Source organism: Paracoccus bogoriensis (assembly GCF_019431455.1).
In the GTDB taxonomy this organism is placed as follows: Bacteria; Pseudomonadota; Alphaproteobacteria; order Rhodobacterales; family Rhodobacteraceae; genus Paracoccus; species Paracoccus bogoriensis.
In genome coordinates this window covers 65846-87203 of sequence record NZ_JAHYSR010000004.1, presented here as the reverse complement: position 1 = coordinate 87203, position 21358 = coordinate 65846, and the positions used below count along the sequence as shown (strand labels likewise).

General features: G+C 67.7%; 23 protein-coding genes and 1 tRNA gene. 14 read left to right on the top strand and 10 right to left on the bottom strand.

The genetic code is table 11. The annotated features are described in order from the left end of the window. Positions 1-53: 53 nt before the first annotated feature. The 3 genes from sufB to coaBC are packed head-to-tail and all read right to left on the bottom strand — an operon-like array spanning position 54 to position 3871. Entirely contained in the window at positions 54-1574 is a 1521-nt protein-coding gene (gene sufB / locus KY389_RS03095) for a Fe-S cluster assembly protein SufB (RefSeq protein ID WP_219829330.1), read from the bottom strand. A gap of 3 nt (positions 1575-1577) precedes the next feature. Beyond that, a complete protein-coding gene (locus tag KY389_RS03090; protein WP_219829329.1) occupies positions 1578-2645 on the bottom strand; it encodes a cysteine desulfurase family protein in 1068 nt (355 codons plus the stop codon). Next, positions 2642-3871, bottom strand: coding sequence for a bifunctional phosphopantothenoylcysteine decarboxylase/phosphopantothenate--cysteine ligase CoaBC (gene coaBC / locus KY389_RS03085; protein ID WP_219829328.1), 1230 nt, complete (start codon positions 3869-3871; stop codon positions 2642-2644). Before coaBC ends, KY389_RS03090 begins: the two co-directional genes overlap by 4 nt. A gap of 135 nt (positions 3872-4006) precedes the next feature. Between coaBC and KY389_RS03080 the strand changes: the two genes are divergently transcribed. Continuing rightward, positions 4007-5545, top strand: a complete 1539-nt coding sequence (locus KY389_RS03080) for a YifB family Mg chelatase-like AAA ATPase (RefSeq protein ID WP_219829327.1) — start codon at positions 4007-4009, stop codon at positions 5543-5545. Between the two features lie 90 nt (positions 5546-5635). Here KY389_RS03080 and KY389_RS03075 read toward each other — a convergent pair whose 3' ends face one another. From KY389_RS03075 to KY389_RS03060, 4 genes are all read right to left on the bottom strand, one after another. Then, positions 5636-5842 carry a cold-shock protein gene (locus tag KY389_RS03075; RefSeq protein ID WP_119887522.1) on the bottom strand — a complete coding sequence of 69 codons (207 nt, stop codon included), beginning with the start codon at positions 5840-5842 and terminating at the stop codon, positions 5636-5638. A gap of 174 nt (positions 5843-6016) precedes the next feature. Further along, positions 6017-7132 (bottom strand): glycosyltransferase family 8 protein, encoded by a 1116-nt coding sequence (locus KY389_RS03070; RefSeq protein WP_219829326.1) that lies wholly within the window; start codon positions 7130-7132, stop codon positions 6017-6019. A 60-nt stretch (positions 7133-7192) separates the two neighbouring features. Next, positions 7193-7267: transfer RNA gene (locus tag KY389_RS03065), tRNA-Thr, on the bottom strand. Further along, positions 7258-8979 (bottom strand): ABC transporter permease, encoded by a 1722-nt coding sequence (locus KY389_RS03060; protein ID WP_219829325.1) that lies wholly within the window; start codon positions 8977-8979, stop codon positions 7258-7260. The genes KY389_RS03065 and KY389_RS03060 overlap by 10 nt, the downstream gene beginning before the upstream one ends. Positions 8980-9091: 112 nt before the next feature. Between KY389_RS03060 and KY389_RS03055 the strand changes: the two genes are divergently transcribed. Then, positions 9092-9967 (top strand): hypothetical protein, encoded by an 876-nt coding sequence (locus KY389_RS03055; protein WP_219829324.1) that lies wholly within the window; start codon positions 9092-9094, stop codon positions 9965-9967. A gap of 61 nt (positions 9968-10028) precedes the next feature. On the opposite strand, the gene KY389_RS03050 is transcribed toward KY389_RS03055, so the two are convergent. After that, positions 10029-10280, bottom strand: coding sequence for a DUF2312 domain-containing protein (locus tag KY389_RS03050; RefSeq protein ID WP_219829323.1), 252 nt, complete (start codon positions 10278-10280; stop codon positions 10029-10031). A gap of 105 nt (positions 10281-10385) precedes the next feature. Here KY389_RS03050 and KY389_RS03045 point away from each other — a divergent pair, with 105 nt between their 5' ends. From KY389_RS03045 to KY389_RS02990, 12 genes are all read left to right on the top strand, one after another. Continuing rightward, the gene (locus KY389_RS03045; RefSeq protein WP_219829322.1) at positions 10386-10613 is read left to right on the top strand and encodes a hypothetical protein; all 228 of its coding nucleotides are present in this window, start codon (positions 10386-10388) and stop codon (positions 10611-10613) included. 74 nt (positions 10614-10687) lie between these two features. Further along, complete coding sequence (locus KY389_RS03040) at positions 10688-11110, top strand: YeeE/YedE family protein (protein ID WP_219829321.1); 423 nt, start codon at positions 10688-10690, stop codon at positions 11108-11110. 1 nt (position 11111) lies between these two features. Beyond that, the gene (locus KY389_RS03035) at positions 11112-11546 is read left to right on the top strand and encodes a DUF6691 family protein (protein ID WP_219829320.1); all 435 of its coding nucleotides are present in this window, start codon (positions 11112-11114) and stop codon (positions 11544-11546) included. Then, positions 11543-11992, top strand: coding sequence for a D-aminoacyl-tRNA deacylase (dtd, locus tag KY389_RS03030; protein ID WP_219829319.1), 450 nt, complete (start codon positions 11543-11545; stop codon positions 11990-11992). Before KY389_RS03035 ends, dtd begins: the two co-directional genes overlap by 4 nt. A gap of 408 nt (positions 11993-12400) precedes the next feature. Beyond that, positions 12401-13630, top strand: coding sequence for a DEAD/DEAH box helicase (locus KY389_RS03025; RefSeq protein ID WP_219829409.1), 1230 nt, complete (start codon positions 12401-12403; stop codon positions 13628-13630). A gap of 103 nt (positions 13631-13733) precedes the next feature. Further along, positions 13734-14366: a thymidine kinase gene (locus tag KY389_RS03020; protein WP_219829318.1), complete on the top strand. Its 633-nt coding sequence runs from the start codon at positions 13734-13736 to the stop codon at positions 14364-14366. A 40-nt stretch (positions 14367-14406) separates the two neighbouring features. After that, entirely contained in the window at positions 14407-15549 is a 1143-nt protein-coding gene (locus KY389_RS03015) for a D-alanyl-D-alanine carboxypeptidase family protein (protein WP_219829317.1), read from the top strand. Next, the gene (tmk, locus tag KY389_RS03010) at positions 15549-16145 is read left to right on the top strand and encodes a dTMP kinase (RefSeq protein ID WP_219829316.1); all 597 of its coding nucleotides are present in this window, start codon (positions 15549-15551) and stop codon (positions 16143-16145) included. The genes KY389_RS03015 and tmk overlap by 1 nt, the downstream gene beginning before the upstream one ends. Next, positions 16142-17245 (top strand): DNA polymerase III subunit delta', encoded by a 1104-nt coding sequence (locus tag KY389_RS03005; RefSeq protein WP_219829315.1) that lies wholly within the window; start codon positions 16142-16144, stop codon positions 17243-17245. Before tmk ends, KY389_RS03005 begins: the two co-directional genes overlap by 4 nt. 14 nt (positions 17246-17259) lie before the next feature. Further along, positions 17260-18078, top strand: a complete 819-nt coding sequence (locus KY389_RS03000) for a TatD family hydrolase (RefSeq protein WP_219829314.1) — start codon at positions 17260-17262, stop codon at positions 18076-18078. Continuing rightward, positions 18075-18902 (top strand): MBL fold metallo-hydrolase, encoded by an 828-nt coding sequence (locus KY389_RS02995; RefSeq protein WP_219829313.1) that lies wholly within the window; start codon positions 18075-18077, stop codon positions 18900-18902. The genes KY389_RS03000 and KY389_RS02995 overlap by 4 nt, the downstream gene beginning before the upstream one ends. Next, on the top strand, positions 18899-19843 hold the full coding sequence (locus tag KY389_RS02990) for an AEC family transporter (protein ID WP_219829312.1): 945 nt from the start codon (positions 18899-18901) through the stop codon (positions 19841-19843). Before KY389_RS02995 ends, KY389_RS02990 begins: the two co-directional genes overlap by 4 nt. Positions 19844-19849: 6 nt before the next feature. Here the strand turns inward: KY389_RS02990 and KY389_RS02985 are convergent, their stop codons facing one another. Both KY389_RS02985 and KY389_RS02980 read right to left on the bottom strand, forming a co-directional pair. Next, positions 19850-20410: a hemerythrin domain-containing protein gene (locus tag KY389_RS02985; RefSeq protein ID WP_219829311.1), complete on the bottom strand. Its 561-nt coding sequence runs from the start codon at positions 20408-20410 to the stop codon at positions 19850-19852. After that, on the bottom strand, positions 20407-21357 hold the full coding sequence (locus KY389_RS02980) for an ABC transporter permease (protein WP_219829310.1): 951 nt from the start codon (positions 21355-21357) through the stop codon (positions 20407-20409). The genes KY389_RS02985 and KY389_RS02980 overlap by 4 nt, the downstream gene beginning before the upstream one ends. Between the last annotated feature and the right edge of the window lies 1 nt (position 21358).

Here is a 21358-nt window from a genome sequence, read left to right as displayed (position 1 = left end):
CTCAAAAGGCGATGGCGCCACCAGGGCGCCGCATTGGCTATGGGCGCGGGCGGTCAGCCCACCGAACCTTCCAGCGAGATGGCGACAAGACTCTGCGCCTCCATGGCGAATTCCATCGGCAGCGCCTGAAGCACTTCGCGGCAGAAACCGTTCACGACCAGCGCGACGGCCTCTTCCTCGTCCATCCCGCGCGAGCGGCAGTAGAACAGCTGGTCGTCATCGACCTTGCTGGTGGTTGCCTCGTGCTCGACCCGGCTGGAGGTGTTCTTGACCTCGATATAAGGCACGGTATGGGCGCCGCATTTGTCGCCGATCAGCAGGCTGTCGCATTGCGTGTAGTTGCGGCTGTTCGTGGCCCGCGGATGCATGGTCACGAGGCCGCGATAGGTGTTCTGCGCCCGACCGGCCGAAATCCCTTTGGAAACAATGCGAGACCGGGTATTCTTGCCAAGATGGATCATCTTGGTGCCGGTATCGGCCTGCTGGTGATTGTTGGCGATGGCGATCGAATAGAACTCGCCCTGCGATTCATTGCCGCGCAGGATGCAGGAGGGGTATTTCCAGGTGATCGCCGAGCCTGTTTCAACCTGCGTCCACATGACCTTGGACCGGTCGCCGCGGCAATCGGCGCGCTTGGTGACGAAGTTGTAGATGCCGCCCTTGCCCTCCTCGTCGCCGGGGAACCAGTTCTGGACGGTCGAGTATTTCACCTCGGCATCCTCGAGCACCACAATCTCGACGACCGCCGCGTGCAGCTGGTTGGTGTCACGCTTGGGGGCGGTGCAGCCCTCGAGGTAGCTGACATAGCTGCCCTTGTCGGCGATGATCAGCGTTCGCTCGAACTGGCCGGTATTTTCGGCATTGATGCGGAAATAGGTGGACAATTCCATCGGACAGCGCACGCCTTCGGGCACATAGACGAAGCTGCCATCCGAAAAGACGGCGCTGTTCAGCGTGGCAAAGAAGTTGTCGGATTGCGGAACGACACTGCCGAGGTATTTCCTGACCAGTTCGGGATGCTCGCGGATCGCTTCCGAGATCGAGCAGAAGATCACGCCGGCCTTGGCCAGTTCATCCTTGAAGGTCGTGCCCACGCTGACGCTGTCAAAGACCGCGTCCACGGCGACGCGCCGGCCATCGGCCGGTGCGGCCTCGGCGCCCTCGACCCCGGCCAGGATCATCTGCTCGCGCAGCGGAATGCCCAGTTTCTCGTAGGTGGCCAGCAGCTTGGGATCGACCTCGTCCAGCGACTTGGGCCGGACCTCCATGCTTTTGGGGCGCGCGTAGTAATACTGATCCTGATAGTCGATCTCGGGATAGTTCAGCATTGCCCATTTCGGCTCGGACATGGTGAGCCAACGCCGATAGGCGGCCAGGCGCCATTCGGTCATCCATTCGGGCTCGTCGTTCTTTTTCGAGATCAGACGGACGATATCCTCGCTCAGCCCCTTGGGGGCATATTCCATCTCGATCTCGGTGTCCCAGCCATATTTATAGCTGCCCATGTTCTGCACGGTCTCGACCGTTTCCCGGTCAACGCCTTCGCGCACGTCAAGATCGGTGGTTGCCGTCATCCTCTATCCTTCCTCGGTGCCGCGATCGCGCACACCATTCCTGTCGCGCCAGCGTGAATACGCGCTTTCCCAGGCATCCGCAAATCGGTTCATCTGATCCTCGCCCAAAGCCGGGCTTATCGAGATGCGGATCGCCGATTGCGATTGCTGATCGTCATAACCCATCGCCTGCAAGGTGCCGCTGGCCCGCACCTTGCCGGACGAACAAGCCGAGCCCGCCGAGATGGCAAAGCCCCGAAGATCCATCTGCATCACTTGCGTTTCACCCTTCCAGCCGGATGTAAGAAGGCATGTCGTGTTCGGCAAGCGCCGCGCCCCCTTTCCGGCGATGGAAATTTCGGGGAAACGATCCGTCAGGCGCGCCTCCAGCCGGTCGCGCCGGGCGGCGACCTCGTCCCACAATCCGGCCTCCAGTTCGGCCTGCGCGGCGCGGGCGGCGGCGGCAAAGCCCAGAATCCCGATCAGGTTTTCGGTCCCCGCCCGGCGGCCCCGTTCCTGACCGCCGCCCTTCAGAATCGCCTCCAGGTCCGTGCCCGTGCGAAGAACAAGCGCGCCGATCCCCTTCGGGCCGCCCAGCTTGTGCGCGCTGACAAAGCCCGCCGTGATGCCCAGCCAGTTGAAGGCCAGGGGAATCTTGCCGAAAGCCTGCGTCAGATCGCTGACCGCCAGCCCCTCGGGCAGGCGCTGGATCACGCCGGTCTCGCTATTGGCCAGTTGCAGTGTGGCACCCGAGGGGTCGGGCACGGTGACGATGCCGTCGTGATCGACCGGCAGACAGGGGTCGCACCAGGCGCGCACCGCGTCATGTTCGACCGGCGCGCAGGCAAGGCCGCGCCCCGCCAGGATCAACGCCGCTGCCTCGGTGGCGCCCGAGGTAAAGATCAGATCCGCCCCGTCCGCGCCCAGGGCGGTGGCAATCTCTTCGCGCGCGCGTTCCATCGCCATCCTGGCGGCGCGGCCCTCGGCATGGACGGATGAGGGATTGCCGACCAGATCCATCGCCTGCATCATCGCCGCGCGCGCCTCGGGGCGCAGGGGGGTGGTGGCGTTCCAGTCCAGATAGACCCTCATGCCAGCGCATCCGCAATGCGGGCGGCAAGGCGCGCCGCGACGGCCTGCTTTGTCATGCGCGGCCAGTCCTCGGCGCCCTCGGCGGTGATCAGCGTGACGGCATTCTCGGCCCCGCCCATGATGCCGGTGTCGGGGCGCACGTCATTGGCGAGGATCCAGTCGCAGCCCTTGCGCGCGCGCTTGGCGCTGGCATGGGCGATCACGTCATCCGTCTCGGCGGCAAAGCCCACGACCAGGCGGGGGCGCTGCGGAGCCTGACTGATCCAGGCCAGGATGTCCGGGTTCTCGGCCATTTCAAGCGCCGGGGGTCGGCCCGTGCCGTCCTTCTTCATCTTGCTGTCGCTGCCGTTCACCACCCGCCAATCCGCGACAGCCGCCGCCATCACGGCGGCATCGGCGGGCAGCGTGGCCTCGACCGCTTCGCGCATTTGCTGCGCGGTCTCGACGGCGATCACCGCGACGCCCTCGGGCGGCGACACCTGCGCGGGGCCGGTAACAAAGCTGACCCGCGCACCCAGATCGCGCAGCGCCGCCGCAATCGCCGCCCCCTGAGCGCCGGATGAGCGGTTGGCGATGTAGCGGACCGGGTCGATCGGCTCATGCGTCGGCCCCGAGGTCACGACCACATGCCGCCCCGCCAGCGGGCCGCGCGGCATCTGTGCCTCGGGCAAAAGCCGCAGGGGCACGGGCGCCAGGGCGGCACGGATCGCGTCAAGGATCGCCCCGGGCTCGGCCATGCGTCCGGGGCCGTATTCGCCGCAGGCCATCTCGCCCTCGTCGGGGCCGACAAGCGCGATGCCGTCGCCGCGCAGGGTCGCCAGATTGCGCTGCGTCGCCGGGTGCTGCCACATGCGCACATTCATGGCGGGGGCGATCAGCACCGGCTTGTCGGTCGCCAGCAGCAGGGTCGAGGCCAGATCATTGGCCAGCCCCGCCGCCATCCTGGCCATCAGATCGGCGGTGGCGGGCGCCACGACCACCAGATCGGCGCGGCGCGACAGCTGGATATGGCCGATCTCGGCCTCGGCCGCCACGTCGAACAGCGCCTGATGCACGGCTTCTCCGGCCAGCACGGACAGCGACAGGGGGGTGACGAACTCGGCCCCCGCTGCGGTCAGAACCGGCGTGACATGCGCGCCCTCGGCCCGGATCAGCCGGATCAGCGCCGGGATCTTGGTGGCGGAAATCCCGCCGCCCACGATCAGAAGTATGCGTTTTCCCAACATGCCGCCCCCTTGGCCCGACGGACTTGCGCCAGCCCGCCACAGATAGCCCCGCCCGCGCGCGCCCGCAAGAAAGGCCGCCGTTAACCTGTCCTTAACATCGCCCCCCTAACCATGCGCCAGAAGTCAGGAGCGCGCATGATCGCCACCGCCCATTCGGTCGCCTTCGAGGGGGTCGAGCCCCGCCTGGTCGAGGTGCAATGCTCGATCACCGCCGGGATGCCCGGTTTCGCCATCGTGGGCCTGCCCGACAAGGCTGTCAGCGAGGCGCGCGAACGGGTGCGGGCGGCCTTTGGCGCGCTGGCCATCGCGCTGCCGAACAAGCGTGTCACCGTCAACCTGTCGCCCGCCGATCTGCCCAAGGAGGGCTCGCATTTCGACCTGCCCATCGCGCTGGCGGTGCTGGCTGCGCTGCAGATCGTCCCGCAAGAGGAATTGGCCCGCTGCCTTGCTCTTGGCGAACTGGCGCTGGACGGGCGGCTGGTCGCGGTGACAGGTGCCCTGCCCGCCGCGCTTGCGGCCGCCGAGGATGACCGCGCGCTGATCTGCCCGCGCGTCTGCGGCCCCGAGGCCGCCTGGATCGAGGCCGTGACGGTGCTGGCCCCCGCCCATCTGCGCGAGGCGATCGACCACCTGACCGACCGCAAGCCCATACCGCCAGCCGCGCCGGGCCGCGTGATCGCCGAAGAGGACGGCCTCTGCCTGTCTCAGGTCCGGGGTCAGGAACGCGCCCGCCGCGCGTTGGAAATCGCCGCCGCAGGCCGTCACCACCTGATGATGATCGGCCCGCCCGGTGCGGGCAAGTCGATGCTGGCCCGGCGCCTGCCCGGCCTCATGCCACCGCTGACGGCGCGCGAGGCGCTGGAGACCTCGATGATCCAGTCCCTGGCCGGCACCCTGCCCCAAGGCGGCATCTCGCGCCGCGCCCCCTTTCAGGAACCCCATCACACCGCATCCCCGGCGGCGATCATCGGCGGCGGGCGCGGCGCCCGGCCCGGCCAGATCAGCCTGGCGCATAACGGCGTGCTGTTTCTGGACGAACTGCCCGAATTTCCGCGCCACGTTCTGGACAGCCTGCGCCAACCCATCGAAACGGGCCAGGTTCTCGTGGCCCGCGCCAATGCCCATATCCGCTATCCCTGCCGTTTTCTGTTGGTGGCGGCGGCCAATCCCTGCCGCTGCGGCCAGATGGCCGATGCGGCCCGCGCCTGCCCGCGCGCACCCGGATGCGGGGCCGATTACCTGTCGCGGCTATCGGGACCGATGATGGACCGGTTCGACCTGAGGATCGAGGTGCCGCCTGTGGTGCTGGACGATCTGCAACGCCCCTCGGACGGTGAGACCAGTGCGACGGTCGCTGCCCGCGTGGCCGAGGCACGGGCCCTTCAGGATCGGCGCTACCGCAATCATCCCCTGGTGCAGGTGAACGCGGACGCGCCGCCCGACCTTCTGGACGAGGTCGCTGCCCCCGATGCAGAGGGGCGTGCCCTGATCCAGCGCGCCGCCGACCGTCTGGGCCTGACCGCGCGCGGCTATCACCGCATCCTGCGCACCGCCCGCAGCATCGCCGATCTGGGCGGCTGCGACCGCGTCCACAGCGCCCATCTGGCCGAGGCGATCAGCTATCGCCTGCCCTCGCAGCTTGGGGGACAGGCAGGGCTTGCGCGTGGCGGCTGACCTGTCTTCCCGACCGAAGTCCAACGGGACCGCTGAAAGAAAAAGACCGCCCCTCGGGGCGGCCTTCTCCGTTTCCGAAAGCGGAAGCGATCAGACGAACTGGACGTTCGTCGCCGATTCGCGACCGTCGCGGCCACGCTCCAGCTCGTAGGTCACTTTCTGACCATCGGCCGGAGCCGAGAGGCCCGCACGTTCAAGCGCGGAAATGTGCAGGAACACGTCCTGACGGCCGCCTTCCGGTTGGATGAAGCCGAAGCCTTTGGTGCTGTTGAACCATTTCACGGTGCCGTTGGCCATCGTGAGATCTCCTGTCATGCTTGCCACCCACGGAATGCGGTGACCCGGCCCAGTCATTTGGCAAAGCAGACTGAAGGCAGAAGCAGACAGGATGCAAAGACGATAACGAAGCAACGTCAACTTAGGGCCTGGACAGAACGAAGGCAAGGACGATTTGCACATCGCACGGGATTTCTATTCGCCATGCGCATCCTCGAGCTGAAGACCCAGCCGGTCCAACAGTTTGAGGGTCGAATCCTCGGCCAGTGGCGCGATGCGCTGATGCACCAGCGTCCTTTCGCTGAATGCCCACCAGCGGCGGTAATGGGGCAGGAAGGAGGGCGCGATCCTGTGTGTCTTGCCAAGCTGCAGAACCCCGCCTTGCCGCCTCGCCGCTGTCCTCACCCGCTCTTCCTGTTCCTCGGAAAGGCGAAAGGCGAAGGGTTTGGGAATGTGGCCCGCGAAATGCACGACGGCAGGCGGTGCCTTGACACGCTGCGCGCCCTGAAAGCCGAAGCGATAGTTGAATCGGTCATGGGCCGGCGCAAAATCGCTGCCATGCGTCAGAGAAAACAATCCCTGATCTCCGAAAGACAGACCTTGATCTGCCGCCCATCGCGCCGTCTCGACATATCTGTCCAGAGTGAGCCCATCTTGTCTGAAACGGGAAAGGTTGAGCACCATCACACCACTGTTGATCAAACCCATCGCGACGCGCTTGAGCATCTTGGGGTCTGCGCCCTGCCGCGCCGCCTCGCGCGCCGGACCTGTCTTGATGATGGAGTGTTGTCGCCAGGACATGAATTCGTGACAGGCCAGCACAAGCCGATCGCCGATGTCTTCATGGAGGAAAGGTGAAAGATCATCGACGACCATCGCGTCAAGCGCGTCTATATAGATGATCCGGTCCAGGTTTTCCGGAAGATATTGATGCGCGACGAACCAGAGAAATCGCTCGCAGTCAGGTTTGCCCCCGAGCGTGCGCAGCTCTGCGAGCTTGTCGGATGGCGGCACGCGAACCTGGCGCAGAGTGAGATTCGGAAGACCCTCGCAGAACCTTTCAAGCCGGTTGAGGATCGCTTGGGCGACGTTCAGGTGGAAGAACCAGAACGTGATGTGGTCATCGGGGTGCGAATCCGAAATCGACCGGATCAAAATCTGTGTGATGCCGGAATTCGGACCTCCGCACGATGTCATAACATTGATGCTGTGGCGCTTGCGCCCGACCGAGCTGTTCCCTGGTCTCGACAGAACATGGCTTAACCCGTCGCGCCACATCTGGAAGGTTCTGGCAAAAGGTATGCGCCGCATCTGGAGCCGTCTTGCGTCATGTTTCGCATTGGATGCCATGCCGCTCCGATACAGCGCGTCTGGTGCCGGCTGAGGGATTTGAACCCCCGACCCCCTGGTTACAAATCAGACGCTCTACCGCTGAGCTAAGCCGGCGCGGTGCCAGCGATAGCCTGCCTGTGCGGTTTCTGCAAGCCAAGATTGGTGCGCGCCAGCAGAATCACCGCCAGAATGCCGACCATCATCACCAGCAGCCCCGCAGGCGCGGCATTGCCCAGATCCTCAAGGCTGGCGCGTTCATGGGTGCGCGTGGCCAGGGTTTCGAAGTTGAAGGGTCGCAACAGCAGCGTGGCGGGCAGTTCCTTGACGCAATCGACAAAGACCAGCAGCAGCGCCGCCCCGACCGAGCCGCGCATCAAGGGCAGGAACACATCGCGCAAGACCCCGGCATGATTGCGCCCAAGCGAGCGTGCCGCCATCGGAAGCGAGGGCGGAACCCGCGTGAAGGCCGCGTCGATGGCGCCCTGCCCGATGGCGAAGAAGCGCACGATATAGGCCAGCACGATGGCCGCTCCGGTGCCGGTGATCAGCAGGCCCGGATCGTTGCCGGTCAGCGAAAGCACCAGATCTGCGACCCGGTGATCCAGTGCCGCCATCGGGATCAGGATGCCCACCGCCAGCACCGCCCCGGGCGCGGCATAGCCCACCGTCGTCACCGGCAGCAGCAGACGCGGCAGGCGCCGCCCCGACAGGCGCACGCCATAGACCATGACCATGGCCAGCCCCACCGTCAGGATCGCCGCGATCCCGCCCAGGCTGACCGTGTTCCAGGCCGCGCGCGCCAGGCCCGGCGTCACCCAGCCCTGCGGATAGGCCAGCGCATAGGTCAGGATCACGCCCACCGGCAGAACGAAGCCCAGCAGGAACGGGAACAGGCAGGCCGCCGTCGCCGCCCAGGCAGCCGGGCCGCGCAGGCGCTGCGGGGTGACGGGGCGCGGTTGGCGGGCGCTCTGGTGATAGCGGGCGCGGCGGCGGCCAAGACGCTCCCACAGGCCCAGGATGATGACGATGGCCAGGATCACGCAAGCGATCTGGGCCGCGCCCCCGGCATTGCGCCGCTCCAGCCAGGTGGTGAAGATGCCGGTGTTCAGCGTCTGCACGCCGAAATAGCTGACGACGCCATAATCGGCCACGGCCTCCATCATCGCGATGGCCGATCCCGCCACGATGGCCGGGCGCGCCAGCGGCAGGCCCACACGACGAAAGAGCGCCCAGGGGCCGCAGCCCAGGGCGCGGGCGACCTCGTAGGCGCTGCCGGATTGTTCGTTCAGGGCAGCGCGGGTCAGCAGATAGACGTATGGGTAAAGTGCCGCGCCCAGCACGACGATCGCCGCCTCGATCGAGCGGATCCGGGGGAACCAGTAATCGCGCGCGCTTTCCCAGCCGAACCAGCCGCGCAGCGCGGTCTGGACGGGGCCGGAATAATCCAGGAAGTCGGCCAGCGCATAGGCGCCGATATAGGCGGGCACCGCCAGGGGCAACAGCAGCAGCCATTGCAGCCAGCGCCGTCCGGGGAAGTGATACATGCAGACCAGCCAGGCCGCCCCTGCCCCCATCGCGGCGGCCAGAGCCCCGGTGCCAAGCGTCAGGATCACCGTATTGGTGAAGTAGCGCGGCATCACCGTGGACATCAATTGAGGCCAGATATTGCCGGTCGGATTGGCCGCCATCCAGACCACCGCCGCGACCGGCGACAGCACCAGCGCCGCAATCAGCGCCGAGGCCAGGGACCAGCCGAAACCCCCGCCCTGTCTCAGATCTTGCCTGCCGCCTTTGGCCGTCCCGGGCCCGATGCTGGATGTCGTCATGGGCCGGTGGTTAGAGCAAAGCGGTTTGACTGTCCACGAAGGACGGTTAGATTGCTTGCCGCCGCGGCCGCTCGGGAAGCGGCCCAATCACAAGACGGGACAGGACGGCATCATGCAGATCGCCTATCACATCGGGGTGCATTGCACCGACGGCGACCGGATGCTGAAGACCTTGCTGAACAACCGCAACTGGCTGTTGCGCGAGGGAACCGAAGTCGTCACGCCGAACCGTCACCGCGCCGTTCTGGACGAGGCGCTTGCAGCGTTGCAGGGCGGAACCGCCACGCCCGAGATGGAACAGATCATGCTGGACGCACTGGTCGAAAGCGACAATCCGTCGCGGCTTGTCATGTCCAGCGCCAGCTTCATGGGCGCGCCCGGCCGGGTTTGCGGCCAGGGCGGCCTTTATCCGCAGATGGGCGCACGAGTCGCGGCGCTGCGCAAGCTGTTTCCCTCGGCGGAATGCGAATTCTTCGTGGCGATCCGCAACCCTGCCACGCTGCTGACCGAGGTGCTGCCGCAATTCGCCGGCGGCGGCTACCGCGAACTGGTGCAGGGCTGCCGTCCCGAGGATCTGCGCTGGCGCGATCCGCTTCTGTCGCTGTTGCGGGCGGCTGCGGGCTGCCGCGTGGTCATCTGGTGCCACGAGGACGTGCCGCTGATCTGGCCGGAACTGGTGCGGCTGCTCGGGCATATCCCGCAGGACGTGCCTCTGTCAGGGGCGTTGATCTACATGCACGAGCTGCTGGGCGATGCCGGAATCGCGCGGCTGCGCGACGCCGTGGCCGGGCAGGACAACCTGGACATCACGCGCCGCCGCGAGATCTATGCCCGCGTGCTGGAACAATACGCCCTGCCCGGCACGCTGGACCAGGTGATCGACCTGCCAGGCTGGACGCAAGAGGTCGTGGACCAGGTCACCGACCTCTATCGCGCCGACGCCGCCATGATCGCGGCGCAGCCCGGCGTCGAATTCGTGCTGCCCTGATGCTCGCCCGCAGGGGGCCGCCGCCCGGCGCCCCGCACGGGGCCCCGTCACAGCGAAGGTGTCAGACCATCCCCAGCGCGGCCTTGTACATTTCCAAAATCGCCTCTTCCTCGGCAATATCGTCGCGGTGACGTTTGCGCAGGGCGACAATCTTCTTCATGACCTTCGTGTCATAGCCGCGAGCCTTGGCCTCGGCCATGACTTCCTTCTGACGCTCGCTGATGTCCTTCTTCTCGGCCTCGAGCTGCTCGAACTGCTCGATGAACTGGCGCAATTCGTCTGCGGCGATGCCGTAAGCCCGATCGTCCTGCATGGCTGTCTTGTCCCTTTCGCGTTTTGCCCGACCTGTTAGGCCGTCTTGCCGCGCGGTGCAATCGCCGCTAGGGCAGGCGTCGGAAAACTGCCGGGGGATGCTGCCATGAGCCTTTACGACTGGATCATCTGGGCGGGTGCCGCGCTGACCCTGCTGGGGCTGGGCGGGATCATCTGGTGCATCCTGACCGTCACCCGCGCCCGCCGCGCCGGGATCGACGACGATGCGCTGCGCGCCCGGATGAAGAAAGTGCTGGCGGTGAACATGGGCGCGCTGGCGGCCTCGTGCATCGGGCTGATGATCGTGGTCGTGGCGATCATGCTCAAGCCCTGAGCACCGACGCCTCGCCTTGACATATTCTTTGGTTGGAATATATCCTCGGCACGTTGCAAGCAAGGAGCGTGCGAATGGAGCCAGACTGGATCAGGGGCCTGATCGGCGGATTGATGATCGGAGGCGCGGCGGCGCTGTATCTTCTGGGCAATGGCCGCATCATGGGAGCCAGCGGGCTGCTGGGCGGGCTGATCGACGGCACGGGCCGCGCGAACTGGGCCGAACGCGCCGTCTTTCTGACCGCGCTGGTGCTGGTGCCGGCGCTGATGGTCGCGGCGGGTCTGGGCGCGGCCTCGCAGCCGGTGGCGGGAACGGGCGTGCTGATCCTTGCGGGTCTGCTGGTCGGTTTCGGCACACGGCTTGGCAATGGCTGCACCTCGGGGCACGGGGTCTGCGGCATTTCTCGACTGTCCTGGCGCAGCATCGCGGCCACGGGCGTCTATCTGGCGACGGGCGTTCTGGCCGTCATCATCGCACGCATGATCGGGTGGGCATGACATGACACGATTGCTGATCGCCGCCCTGTCGGGCGGGTTGTTCGGGGCCGGGCTGCTGGTTTCGGGCATGACGGACCCGGCCAAGGTCCGGGGCTGGCTGGATATCTTCGGCGCATGGGATCCCACGCTGGCCTTCGTTCTGGGCGGCGCGGTCGTGCCGATGTTCTTCGCCTGGCGCCTCGCCGCGCGCAGACCCGCCGCGCTGACCGGCGCGCCCATGCCCGCCCTGCCGCCGCAGAAACTGGACGGACGCCTGATCGCGGGCGCGGCGCTGTTCGGGCTTGGCTGGGGTCTGGCGGGGCTGTGCCCCGGCCCGGCCATCGCCTCGCTGGCGATCGGCGGCACGCCCGCCCTGATCTTCATGGCGGCGATGGTTGCAGGGATGGCGCTGTTCGGTCTGTGGAACAACCGCCAGCCGCGCGCGGCACTGGCATGAGGCTGCTGCTGCAACGCGTGACCGAGGCCTCGGTTTCGGTCGAGGGGCGGATCGTCGGCCGGACCGGTCCCGGCCTTCTGGCGCTGGTCTGCGCGATGCAGGGCGATGACGAGGACGTGGCCGAACGCATGGCCGCACGCATGGCGAAACTGCGCATCTTCCGCGACGAGGCCGGGCGAATGAACCGCGCCATCACCGATATCGGCGGCGGTGTGCTGGCGGTCAGCCAGTTCACCCTGGCCGCCGATACGCGCAGCGGCAACCGGCCCGGCTTTTCCTCGGCCGCCGCACCCGAGGACGGCCGCCGCCTCTACGCGCATTTCGTCGCCGCCCTGCGCGGCCTGGGCCTGCCGGTCGAGACCGGGATCTTCGGCGCCGAGATGCAGGTGTCACTGATCAATGACGGTCCGGTCACGATCTGGCTGGACAGCGCCGAGCGCGCTTGACTTTCGCGCCGCACTGCACCATCTGCAACACGTCGCCCCCTGCTGCCGCGTGAGCAGCCACAGATCGGGCCCGCCGGGCCACCCTGTCCTGGGCGCGACACAGATCCGTTTCCCATTCACGCGGGGAGGCAGCGGGCATACTCGTATTTCGCCCGCACTCCTGCAACAGGCCGCGCCCGATGCGCGGTCCCAGCCTCGTGCGCCCGATACGGGGGGCGGCGGGGACGAAAGACAATCATGGAACAGAAAACCCATCCCCGCCGTCGGCACAATCGCGGCCCCAATGCCTCGGCCACTGGCCATGGCGGCCGCCGCATGATGCCGAATGTGCAATCGCCCGCGCTGGCCGCAAACGAGGGGCGCCGCGCCCCTGCCCGCGACCCGCTGCCCACCGGCCCCTTTGCCGATATGGGCATCGACCACCGCATCAACGCCAACATCGCCGCGATGGGCCTGACCCAGCCGACCCCGATCCAGAGCCAGGCTATCCCCTCGGTCGTGGCAGGGCGCGACGTGCTGGGCCTGGCGCAGACCGGCACCGGAAAGACAGCCGCCTTCGGCCTGCCGATGCTGACGCGGCTGATCAGATACGGCAGGAAACCCGATCCGCGCACCTGCCGGGCGCTGATCCTGGCCCCCACCCGCGAACTGGCCACCCAGATCGCCACCAATATCGACGCCTATGCCGAAGGCACCCCGATCCGCAGCTTCCGCGTGGTCGGCGGCGCCTCGATCAACGTCCAGACCGAGCGGCTGGCGCGCGGCGTGGACGTGCTGATCGCCACGCCGGGCCGCCTGATGGACCTGATCGAACGCCGCGCGGTCGATCTGTCGGCCACCACCTATCTGGTGCTGGACGAGGCCGACCAGATGCTGGACATCGGCTTCATCCACACGCTGCGCAAGATCGCCAGGATGCTGCCGCGCGAACGCCAGACGCTGCTGTTTTCCGCCACGATGCCCAAGCTGATGGAGGAACTGGCCGAGACCTATCTGACCGATCCCCTCCGCGTGGCCGTGAACCCTCCGGGTCAGGCCGCCCGCAAGATCGAGCAGGGCGTCCACTTCATCGGCCAGGGGGACAAGGCAACGCTGCTGGCGGAATATCTGTCCAGGCATCCCGGCGAATTGGCGATGGTCTTCGGCCGCACCAAGCATGGCTGCGAGAAGTTGGCCAGGCTGCTGGAAAAATGGGGCTTTCCGGTCGCCGCGATCCACGGCAACAAAAGCCAGGGCCAGCGCGAGCGCGCGCTGGAGGCTTTCCGCAAGGGCCAGACGCAGGTTCTGGTCGCCACCGATGTGGCGGCGCGGGGCCTCGACATTCCCGAGGTCGCGCATGTCTATAACTACGACCTGCCCAACGTCCCCGAGAACTATGTCCACCGCATCGGCCGCACCGCGCGGGCGGGTCGTGACGGCCGCGCCATAGCCTTCTGCGCGCCGGCCGAGATGGGCGAATTGCGCGCCATCGAAAAGGCGATGAAGGCCGCCATTCCGGTCGTCGGCGGCGAGCCCTGGGCCCATGCGGCGGCCCCCGCCGCCAAGGGTCCGCGCCCGCAATCGCGGACCCGCGCGCCGATGGGCGGCGGCGCGAAACCCTCGCGCAAGCCCGCCGGCGGCGCCAAGCGCCGGGGCTGATCCCCGCACCGATACCACCGGAAAAGCCGCAGCTCCGCCCTGCGGCTTTTCTCATGTTGCCGCAGGGCCTTGAGGCGGCGGCGGGGCGCGGCTATCTGGCGGCATGGCCAAGCTCTATTTCCACTATTCCACGATGAATGCGGGCAAGAGCACGATGCTCTTGCAGGCCGCGCATAATTACCGCGAACGCGGCATGGCGGTGCTGCTGCTGTCGGCGGCGTTCGACGACCGGGCGGGCGCGGGGCGCATCGCCAGCCGCATCGGCATCGCGGCGGATTCGGTGGTCTTTTCCCGGCAAACCGACCTTTTCGACCTGATCGCGCGCACCGGCAAGGGCTGCGCCTGCATCTTCGTGGACGAGGCGCAATTCCTGACCCGAGATCAGGTCTGGCAGCTCGCGCGCGTGGCCGACGATCTGGGCCAGCCGGTCATGTGCTACGGGCTGCGCGTCGATTTCCGGGGCGCGCTGTTTCCCGGCTCGGCCGCGCTGCTGGCCCTGGCCGACGACCTGCGCGAGGTCCGCACGATCTGCCATTGCGGGCGCAAGGCAACGATGGTCGTGCGCCACGACGCGGCGGGCCGGGTCATCACCGAAGGCGCGCAGGTGCAGATCGGCGGGAACGAAACCTATGTCTCGCTTTGCCGGCGCCACTGGCGCGAGGCGGTAGGCCAGCGCAGGCCCGATCACAACAGCCCGCCCGAGGGCAGCGCTGCGTTGCGGGGCGCGGGGGCTTGATGTAACGATCATCGGCAAAGAAGTCAGAGGAACCTACCCCATGCGCGCATTCCTTCTGTGGTTCGCTGCCGCCCTGTCGCTTGCCGCACCCGCGCGTGCCTTCGACACGACCGCGACCTCGGCCTGGGTCTATGACGTGACCAGCGGCACCGTGCTGATGGAAAAGAATGCCGACGTGCCGATCCCGCCCGCTTCGATGTCCAAGCTGATGACGCTCTACATGCTCTACGAGGCGCTCGAGGATGGGCGCGTGCAGATGGATACGCGCCTGCCCGTGTCCAGCCGCGCCCGGCAGATGGGCGGTTCGACCATGTTCCTCAACGAACTGGACCGTCCCACGGTCGAGGAACTGATCAAGGGCATCATCGTGCTGTCGGGCAACGATGCCTGCGTGGTGGTGGCCGAAGGACTGGCCGGAACCGAAGAGGCCTTCGCCCGCCAGATGACCGAACGCGGCCGTCAGATCGGGCTGACCCATTCGGTCTTCAAGAACTCGACCGGCTGGCCCGCCGAGGGCCATGTCATGTCGGCCGAGGACATGGGCCTTGTCGCGCTGCGGATCATCGAGGATTTCCCGCAATATTACAGCGACTTCGCGCTGACCGAGTTCCGCTTTGACGACCGCGCGCCCGCCAACCGCTACAACCGCAACCCGATCCTGCGGCAAGGGATCGGCGACGGGCTGAAGACCGGCCACACGCAAGAGGCGGGTTATGGTCTGGTGGGTTCGGCCGCGCAGGACGGGCGTCGGATCATCTTCGTCGTCTCGGGCCTGCAATCCGACCGCGCCCGCGCCGAGGAATCCGAGCGCATCGTGAACTGGGCCTTCCGGCAATTCACCATGCAGACGCTGGTCCCGGCGGGCGAGACCGTGACCGAGGCGCCGGTCTGGCTGGGCACGGCCAGCCGCGTGGGCCTGACCACCGAAAACGGCGTCAACGTGCTGGTTCCCGCCGGCGCGCAGGATCAGGTTACGGTCGAGGTCGTCTATGACAGCCCGATCCCCGCGCCCATTGCCAAGGGCGACCCGGTCGGCCGTCTGGTCGTGACCATCCCCGGCGCGCGCGAGGCCGTCACGCCGCTGATCGCCACCGCCGACATCGCCGAGGCGGGCTTTCTGGGCCGCATCAAGGGCGCCGTGATGAAACTGGGGCAGCGCGCCATCGCCGCCACCGGCATCTGATGCTGATCAGCTTCGAGGGGATCGACGGCTGCGGCAAGACCACGCAGGCCCGCCTGCTGGCCGAGGCTCTGCGCGCCCAAGGCCGCGAGGTCGTCCTGACCCGCGAACCCGGCGGGAGCCCCGGCGCCGAAGAGATCCGCCGCCTGCTGGTCGAGGGCGCGGGCGAACGCTGGTCGCCGGAAACGGAATGCCTGCTGTTCACCGCCGCCCGGCGCGATCACCTGGAACGCACGATCCGCCCCGCGCTGGACAGGGGCGCGACCGTCATCACCGACCGCTTTGCCGACAGCACCCGCGTCTATCAGGGCGCGGCGCGGGGCGATTTGCGCGCGATGGTGGACCGTCTGCACGCGCTGACGATCGGGATCGAGCCCGACCGCAGCTTCGTCATCGACATCGACCCGGCGACCGGCCTTGCCCGCGGCACCGCGCGCGGCGGGACCGAGGACCGGTTCGAGCGCCTCGGCCTGGGCTTTCAGGAACGCCTGGCGCAAGGCTTCCGGGCGCTTGCCGCCGAATATCCGGACCGCGTGCGCCTGATCGACGGCCGTGGCACGCCCGACCAGGTCGCTGCCCGCATCCGGTCCGCGCTGTGAAGACCGCCCCCGAGGATATCCCCGAAGCCGACCGCGTGCCCGGCGCCCCCCACCCGCGCGAGGCGCGGCGCGTGCTGGGCCATGATGCGGCGCGGCGCGACTTCGTCTCGGCGGCGCGGGGCGGGCGGCTGCATCATGCCTGGCTTCTGTGCGGCCCGCGCGGTGTGGGCAAGGCGACCTTGGCCTGGGCCATCGCCAAGTGGGTTCTGTCTGGAATGGCGTCGGATGACCTGACCTCGGACCCCGAAAGCCCTGAGACGCGCCGCGTGCTGGCGCTGTCCGAACCGCGCCTGACCGTCATCCGCCGCCCCTGGGACGACAAGGCCGGACGCCTTTCGGCGCAGATCACCGTGGACGAGATCCGCCGCCTTCTGTCCTTCTTCCACATGAGCGCGGCCGAGGGCGGACACCGCGTCGCCATCATCGACGCCGCCGACGACATGAACACCGCCGCCGCCAATGCGCTGCTGAAGGTGCTCGAGGAACCGCCCGCCCGGACGCTGATCCTCTTGGTTGCGCATCAGCCCTCCGGGCTTTTGCCCACAATCCGGTCGCGCTGCCGCACGCTGCGCCTGTCGCCGCTGGCCGCGCCGCAGATGGGCGCGATCCTGTCCGACATGGGCCTGCACGAGGATGCCCAAGCGCTGGCCGCCCTGTCCGACGGCTCGGTCGGCGAGGCGCTGCGACTGGCCGGGCAGGACGGGCTGGACCGCTATCAGGCGCTGGTCGATCTGTTCGCCACCCTGCCCCGGCTGGACCGGCTGGCGGCGGCAGAATGGTCCAGCGCGGCCGCAGGGCGGGCGGGGGCCGAGGGCGATCCGTTCGATCTGGCGATCACCTTGCTGGACCGCTTCGTCGCGCGGCTGGCGCGGGCGGGACTGATGGGCGCGCCGCTGGATCAGGCCGCGCGGGGCGAGGCCGCGCTGATGGCGCGACTGTCACCCGACGATCTGGCCGCCCGCCACTGGGCCGAGGCGCAGGCCAGCCTGTCGGCTCGGGCGCGCGCGGGCCGGGCGGTCAATATTGACCCCGCCGCGCTGGTGTTGGATATGGTGCTGCAACTGGCGCAATCGCCCCCCGCGCGCGCCGCGACAGCCTGACCGAAGGAAACCGGATGCGTGATGCAGCGCCCCCTGCCCTTGTGGACAGCCATTGCCATCTGGATTTCCCGGATTTCGATGGCGAGCACGCAGCGCTGATCGAACGCGCCCGCGCCACCGGCGTCACGCGCATGGTCACGATCTGCACCCGCCTGCGCAACGAACCCGCGGTCCGCGCCCTGGCCGAAGCGCATGAGGGCGTCTTTTACGCCGCGGGCACCCATCCGATGGGCGTGGCCGAAGAGCCCATGGCCTCGGTCGATCAGCTTGTCGCGCTGGCCGCGCATCCGAAATTCGTGGGGATCGGGGAAACCGGCCTGGATTATCACTACACCGCCGAAAGCGCCGCGCTTCAGCAGGAAAGCCTGCGCATCCATATCGAGGCCGCACGCCGCACCGGCCTGCCGCTGATCATCCATGCGCGCGACGCCGATGACGACATGGCCCGCATCCTGACCGAGGAACACCGCGCAGGCGCCTTCGGCTGCGTCATGCATTGCTTCAGCTCGTCCGCCGCCCTGGCGCGCACGGCGCTGGATCTGGGCTTCTACCTCTCGATGTCGGGGATCGCCGCCTTTCCCCGGTCGTCGGACCTGCGCGAGATCTTCGCCGCAGCCCCGCTCGACCGCATCCTGGTCGAGACCGACAGCCCCTATCTGGCCCCGCCGCCCCATCGCGGGCGGCGCAACGAACCCGCCCATGTCGTCCATACCGCGCGTGTGGGCGCCGAGGTCTTCGGCCTGTCCTTCGAGGATTTCGCCGCCGCGACCAGCGCGAATTTCGACAGGCTTTTCGCCAAAGCCGCCCGCCCCGACGGCAGGGCGCGCGCATGAGCGGCGGTCTGCGCGCGACGATCCTTGGCTGCGGCTCGTCGGGGGGCGTGCCGCGGATCGGCGGCAACTGGGGCGCCTGCGACCCGGCCGAGCCGAGAAACCGCCGCCGCCGCTGCGCGCTGCTGGTCGAACGCGACGGCGCGCAGGGCACCACCCGCGTGCTGATCGACACCGGGCCGGATCTGGCGCCGCAGATGCTGGACGCGGGCGTCTCAAGGGTGGATGCGGTGGTCTATACCCACGCCCATGCCGACCATATCCACGGCATCGACGACCTGCGCCAGCTTGCCTACAACGCCCGCGCCATGCTGCCGGTCTGGGCCGATGCCGAGACGGCCGACACGCTGCTGACCCGCTTCGGCTATGTCTTCGAGACGCCCGAGGGCAGTGAATACCCCCCCATCTGCACGCTGAACCTGATCGAAGGCCGCGTGACGATCGACGGCCCCGGCGGCCCCATCGGGCTGATCCCCTTCCGCGTGCAGCATGGCCGCACGACGGCGCTTGGCTTCCGCATCGGCGGGCTGGTCTATCTGCCGGATGTCTCGGCCATTCCCGACGCGGCCTGGCCCCTGATCGAGGGCGCCGATCCCTTCATCATCGACGCGCTGCGTCCCGAGCCGCATCCGAGCCACGCGCATCTGGCGCTGGCGCTGGACTGGATCGCCCGCGCGGCCAGCCCCCGCGCGGTGCTGACGAACATGCATCTCGACATGGATTACGCGACCGTCGCGCGCGAAACGCCGGATCACGTGACCCCGGCCCATGACATGATGCAGGTCGAGGCGACAGCCGCCCTGCCCGATCTGCCCGCCGCCCTGTGAGCGCGCTGTTCACGATCATCCTGCCGGTCTTTCTGGTCGTGGGCTTCGGCTATCTGGCGGCGTGGCGGGGCTGGTTCGGCGCCTCGACGGTCGATGGCGTCATGGCCTTCGCGCAGAATTTCGCGGTGCCGGCGCTGCTGTTTGCGTCCATCGCGCGGCTGGATCTGGGGACCGAGTTCCGCCCGGCCCTGCTGATCCCCTTCTATCTGGGGGCCTTTGCCAGCTTTGCGGCGGGCTGGGCGGGGGCACGGTATCTGTTCTCGCGCCCGCCGATGGATTGCGTGGCCATCGGCTTTGTCTGCCTGTTCTCGAACACGCTGCTGCTGGGCGTGCCGATCACCGAACGCGCCTATGGCCCCGAGGCTCTGGCGGGGAACTGGGCGATCATCGCGCTGCATTCGCCGATGCTCTACACGTTCGGGATCACGGTGATGGAGTTCACCCGCGCGCGCGGCTCGGGCCTGTCGGTCGGGCGGGTCGCGCTGAAGGCGCTGGCGGGGGTGCTGCGGACCTCGCTGGTCATCGGCATCCTGGCCGGGCTCAGCATGAACCTGCTGATACAGGCAGGCCTGGTCATGCCGCAAGGCTTCTGGGACGCGGTGGACATGCTGGCACGCGCGGCGCTGCCCGCTGCCTTGTTCGGACTGGGCGGCATCCTTTACCGCTACCGGCCCGAAGGGGACATGGCCACCATCGCCATGTGCTGCGCCATTGCGCTGATCCTGCATCCCGCAATCACCTATGGCGCGGCGCGGCTGGCGGGGCTGGATGTGGCGGGGCTGCGTTCGGCGGTGCTGACCGCCGCGATGGCGCCGGGGGTCAACGCCTATCTCTTTGCCAATATCTACGGCTCGGCCCGCCGGGTCGCCGCGTCCAGCGTGCTGATGGCGACGGCCCTGTCCATCCTGACGGTGTGGGTCTGGCTGATGATCCTGCCCTGACGGCGCTCAGATCGGCACGCCAAGCGCGCCCAGAGGCTCTTCAAGAGCGGTTTCCTCATAGCCGAAATGCGACCGGATCGCGCGGTGCAGCGCCGCGAAGCGCCGCGCGCAATCCTCGAACGCATCGGCCGAGGGCGCATCGCGCAGGGCGCGCGCGGCATCATGCAGGGTCTCGATCAGGCGGTGGATGACCTGATGTTCGGCGCGCAGCCGCGCGATGACCGGCGCCAGAGGCGAGCCGCCGCGTTCGGCCAGGGTCGGGAACATCCAGCTTTCCTCGATATCGTGGTGGTTCTGCAAAAGCGCGCAATCGCGCCCGCAGGCCGTGCCGAACAGGCGGAAATTGCGCGTCATCTGCATCTCGTCCACAGCTTGCGCCAGCGCGCCGGGCGCGGCCATCTCGGCGCGGATGGCGGCCAGCAGGCCGGCCACACCGTCCAGTTCGGCCCGATACATGTCGTGGATCGCGGCCAGACGGCGGCCATGCGCGCGCTGTGCAGCCGTGATCGAGGGATAGCGCGGCGGCGCCGGGCGGGCGTCCGCGTCATCCAGATCATCGGGCGTCATTGCGGGGTCAGGCCGCGGATGCGCTCTGATCGGCGGCGCAGCAATTCAACCGTCGTCAGCAGCGCGATCGAGAAGATCACCAGCAGCGTGGCCACGGCAAGGATCGCGGGGCTGATCTGCTCGCGGATGCCGTTCCACATCTGGCGCGGGATTGTCTGCTGCTCGGGTGCTGCGATGAACAGGACCGCGACGACCTCGTCGAACGAGGTGACAAAGGCAAACAGCGCCCCCGCAATCACGCCGGGCAGGATCAGCGGCATCGTCACCCGGAAGAACGTCACCCTGGGGCTGGCGCCAAGCGAGGCCGCCGCGCGGTTCAGCGACTGGTCGAACCCGACCAGCGTTGCGGTCACGGTGATGATGACGAAGGGAATACCCAGGGTGGCATGGGCCAGGATCACCCCCAGATATGTGCCCGACAGCCGCCCGCATTGCGGTTCCAGCCCGACCAGGGACAACAATTCGCAAGGGTTCGAGTAGAAGAAGAACATCCCCGTCGCGGTGATGATCAGCGGCACGATCATGGGCGAAATCAGGATGGCCATGATCGCCCGGCGATAGGGCATTTCCGGCCGCGACAGGCCCAGTGCCGCAAGCGTGCCCAGAACCGTGGCCACCAGCGTTGCGAAGAAGCCGATGATGATCGAGTTCTTCGCCGCCTTGATCCAGTGCGCATTGGTCCAGGCATCGGCCCAGAAGGCCCAGCCCTCGGCATCGGGGTTCTGCATCCCGAAGGTCAGAAGGCTCTGATACCAGCGCAGGCTGAACCCCTCGGGGTCCAGCGACCGCATGGCGGGGGTGAAGGTAAAGAACGGCTCGGCATTGAAGGAAAGCGGGATGATCACCAGAATCGGCGCGATCAGGAAAAAGAAGATCAGCCCGCAGATCACCAGATAGAGGTAATGCCAGGCCCGCTCCAGCGGCGAGGCGTAGGAAGGAAGCGCCATG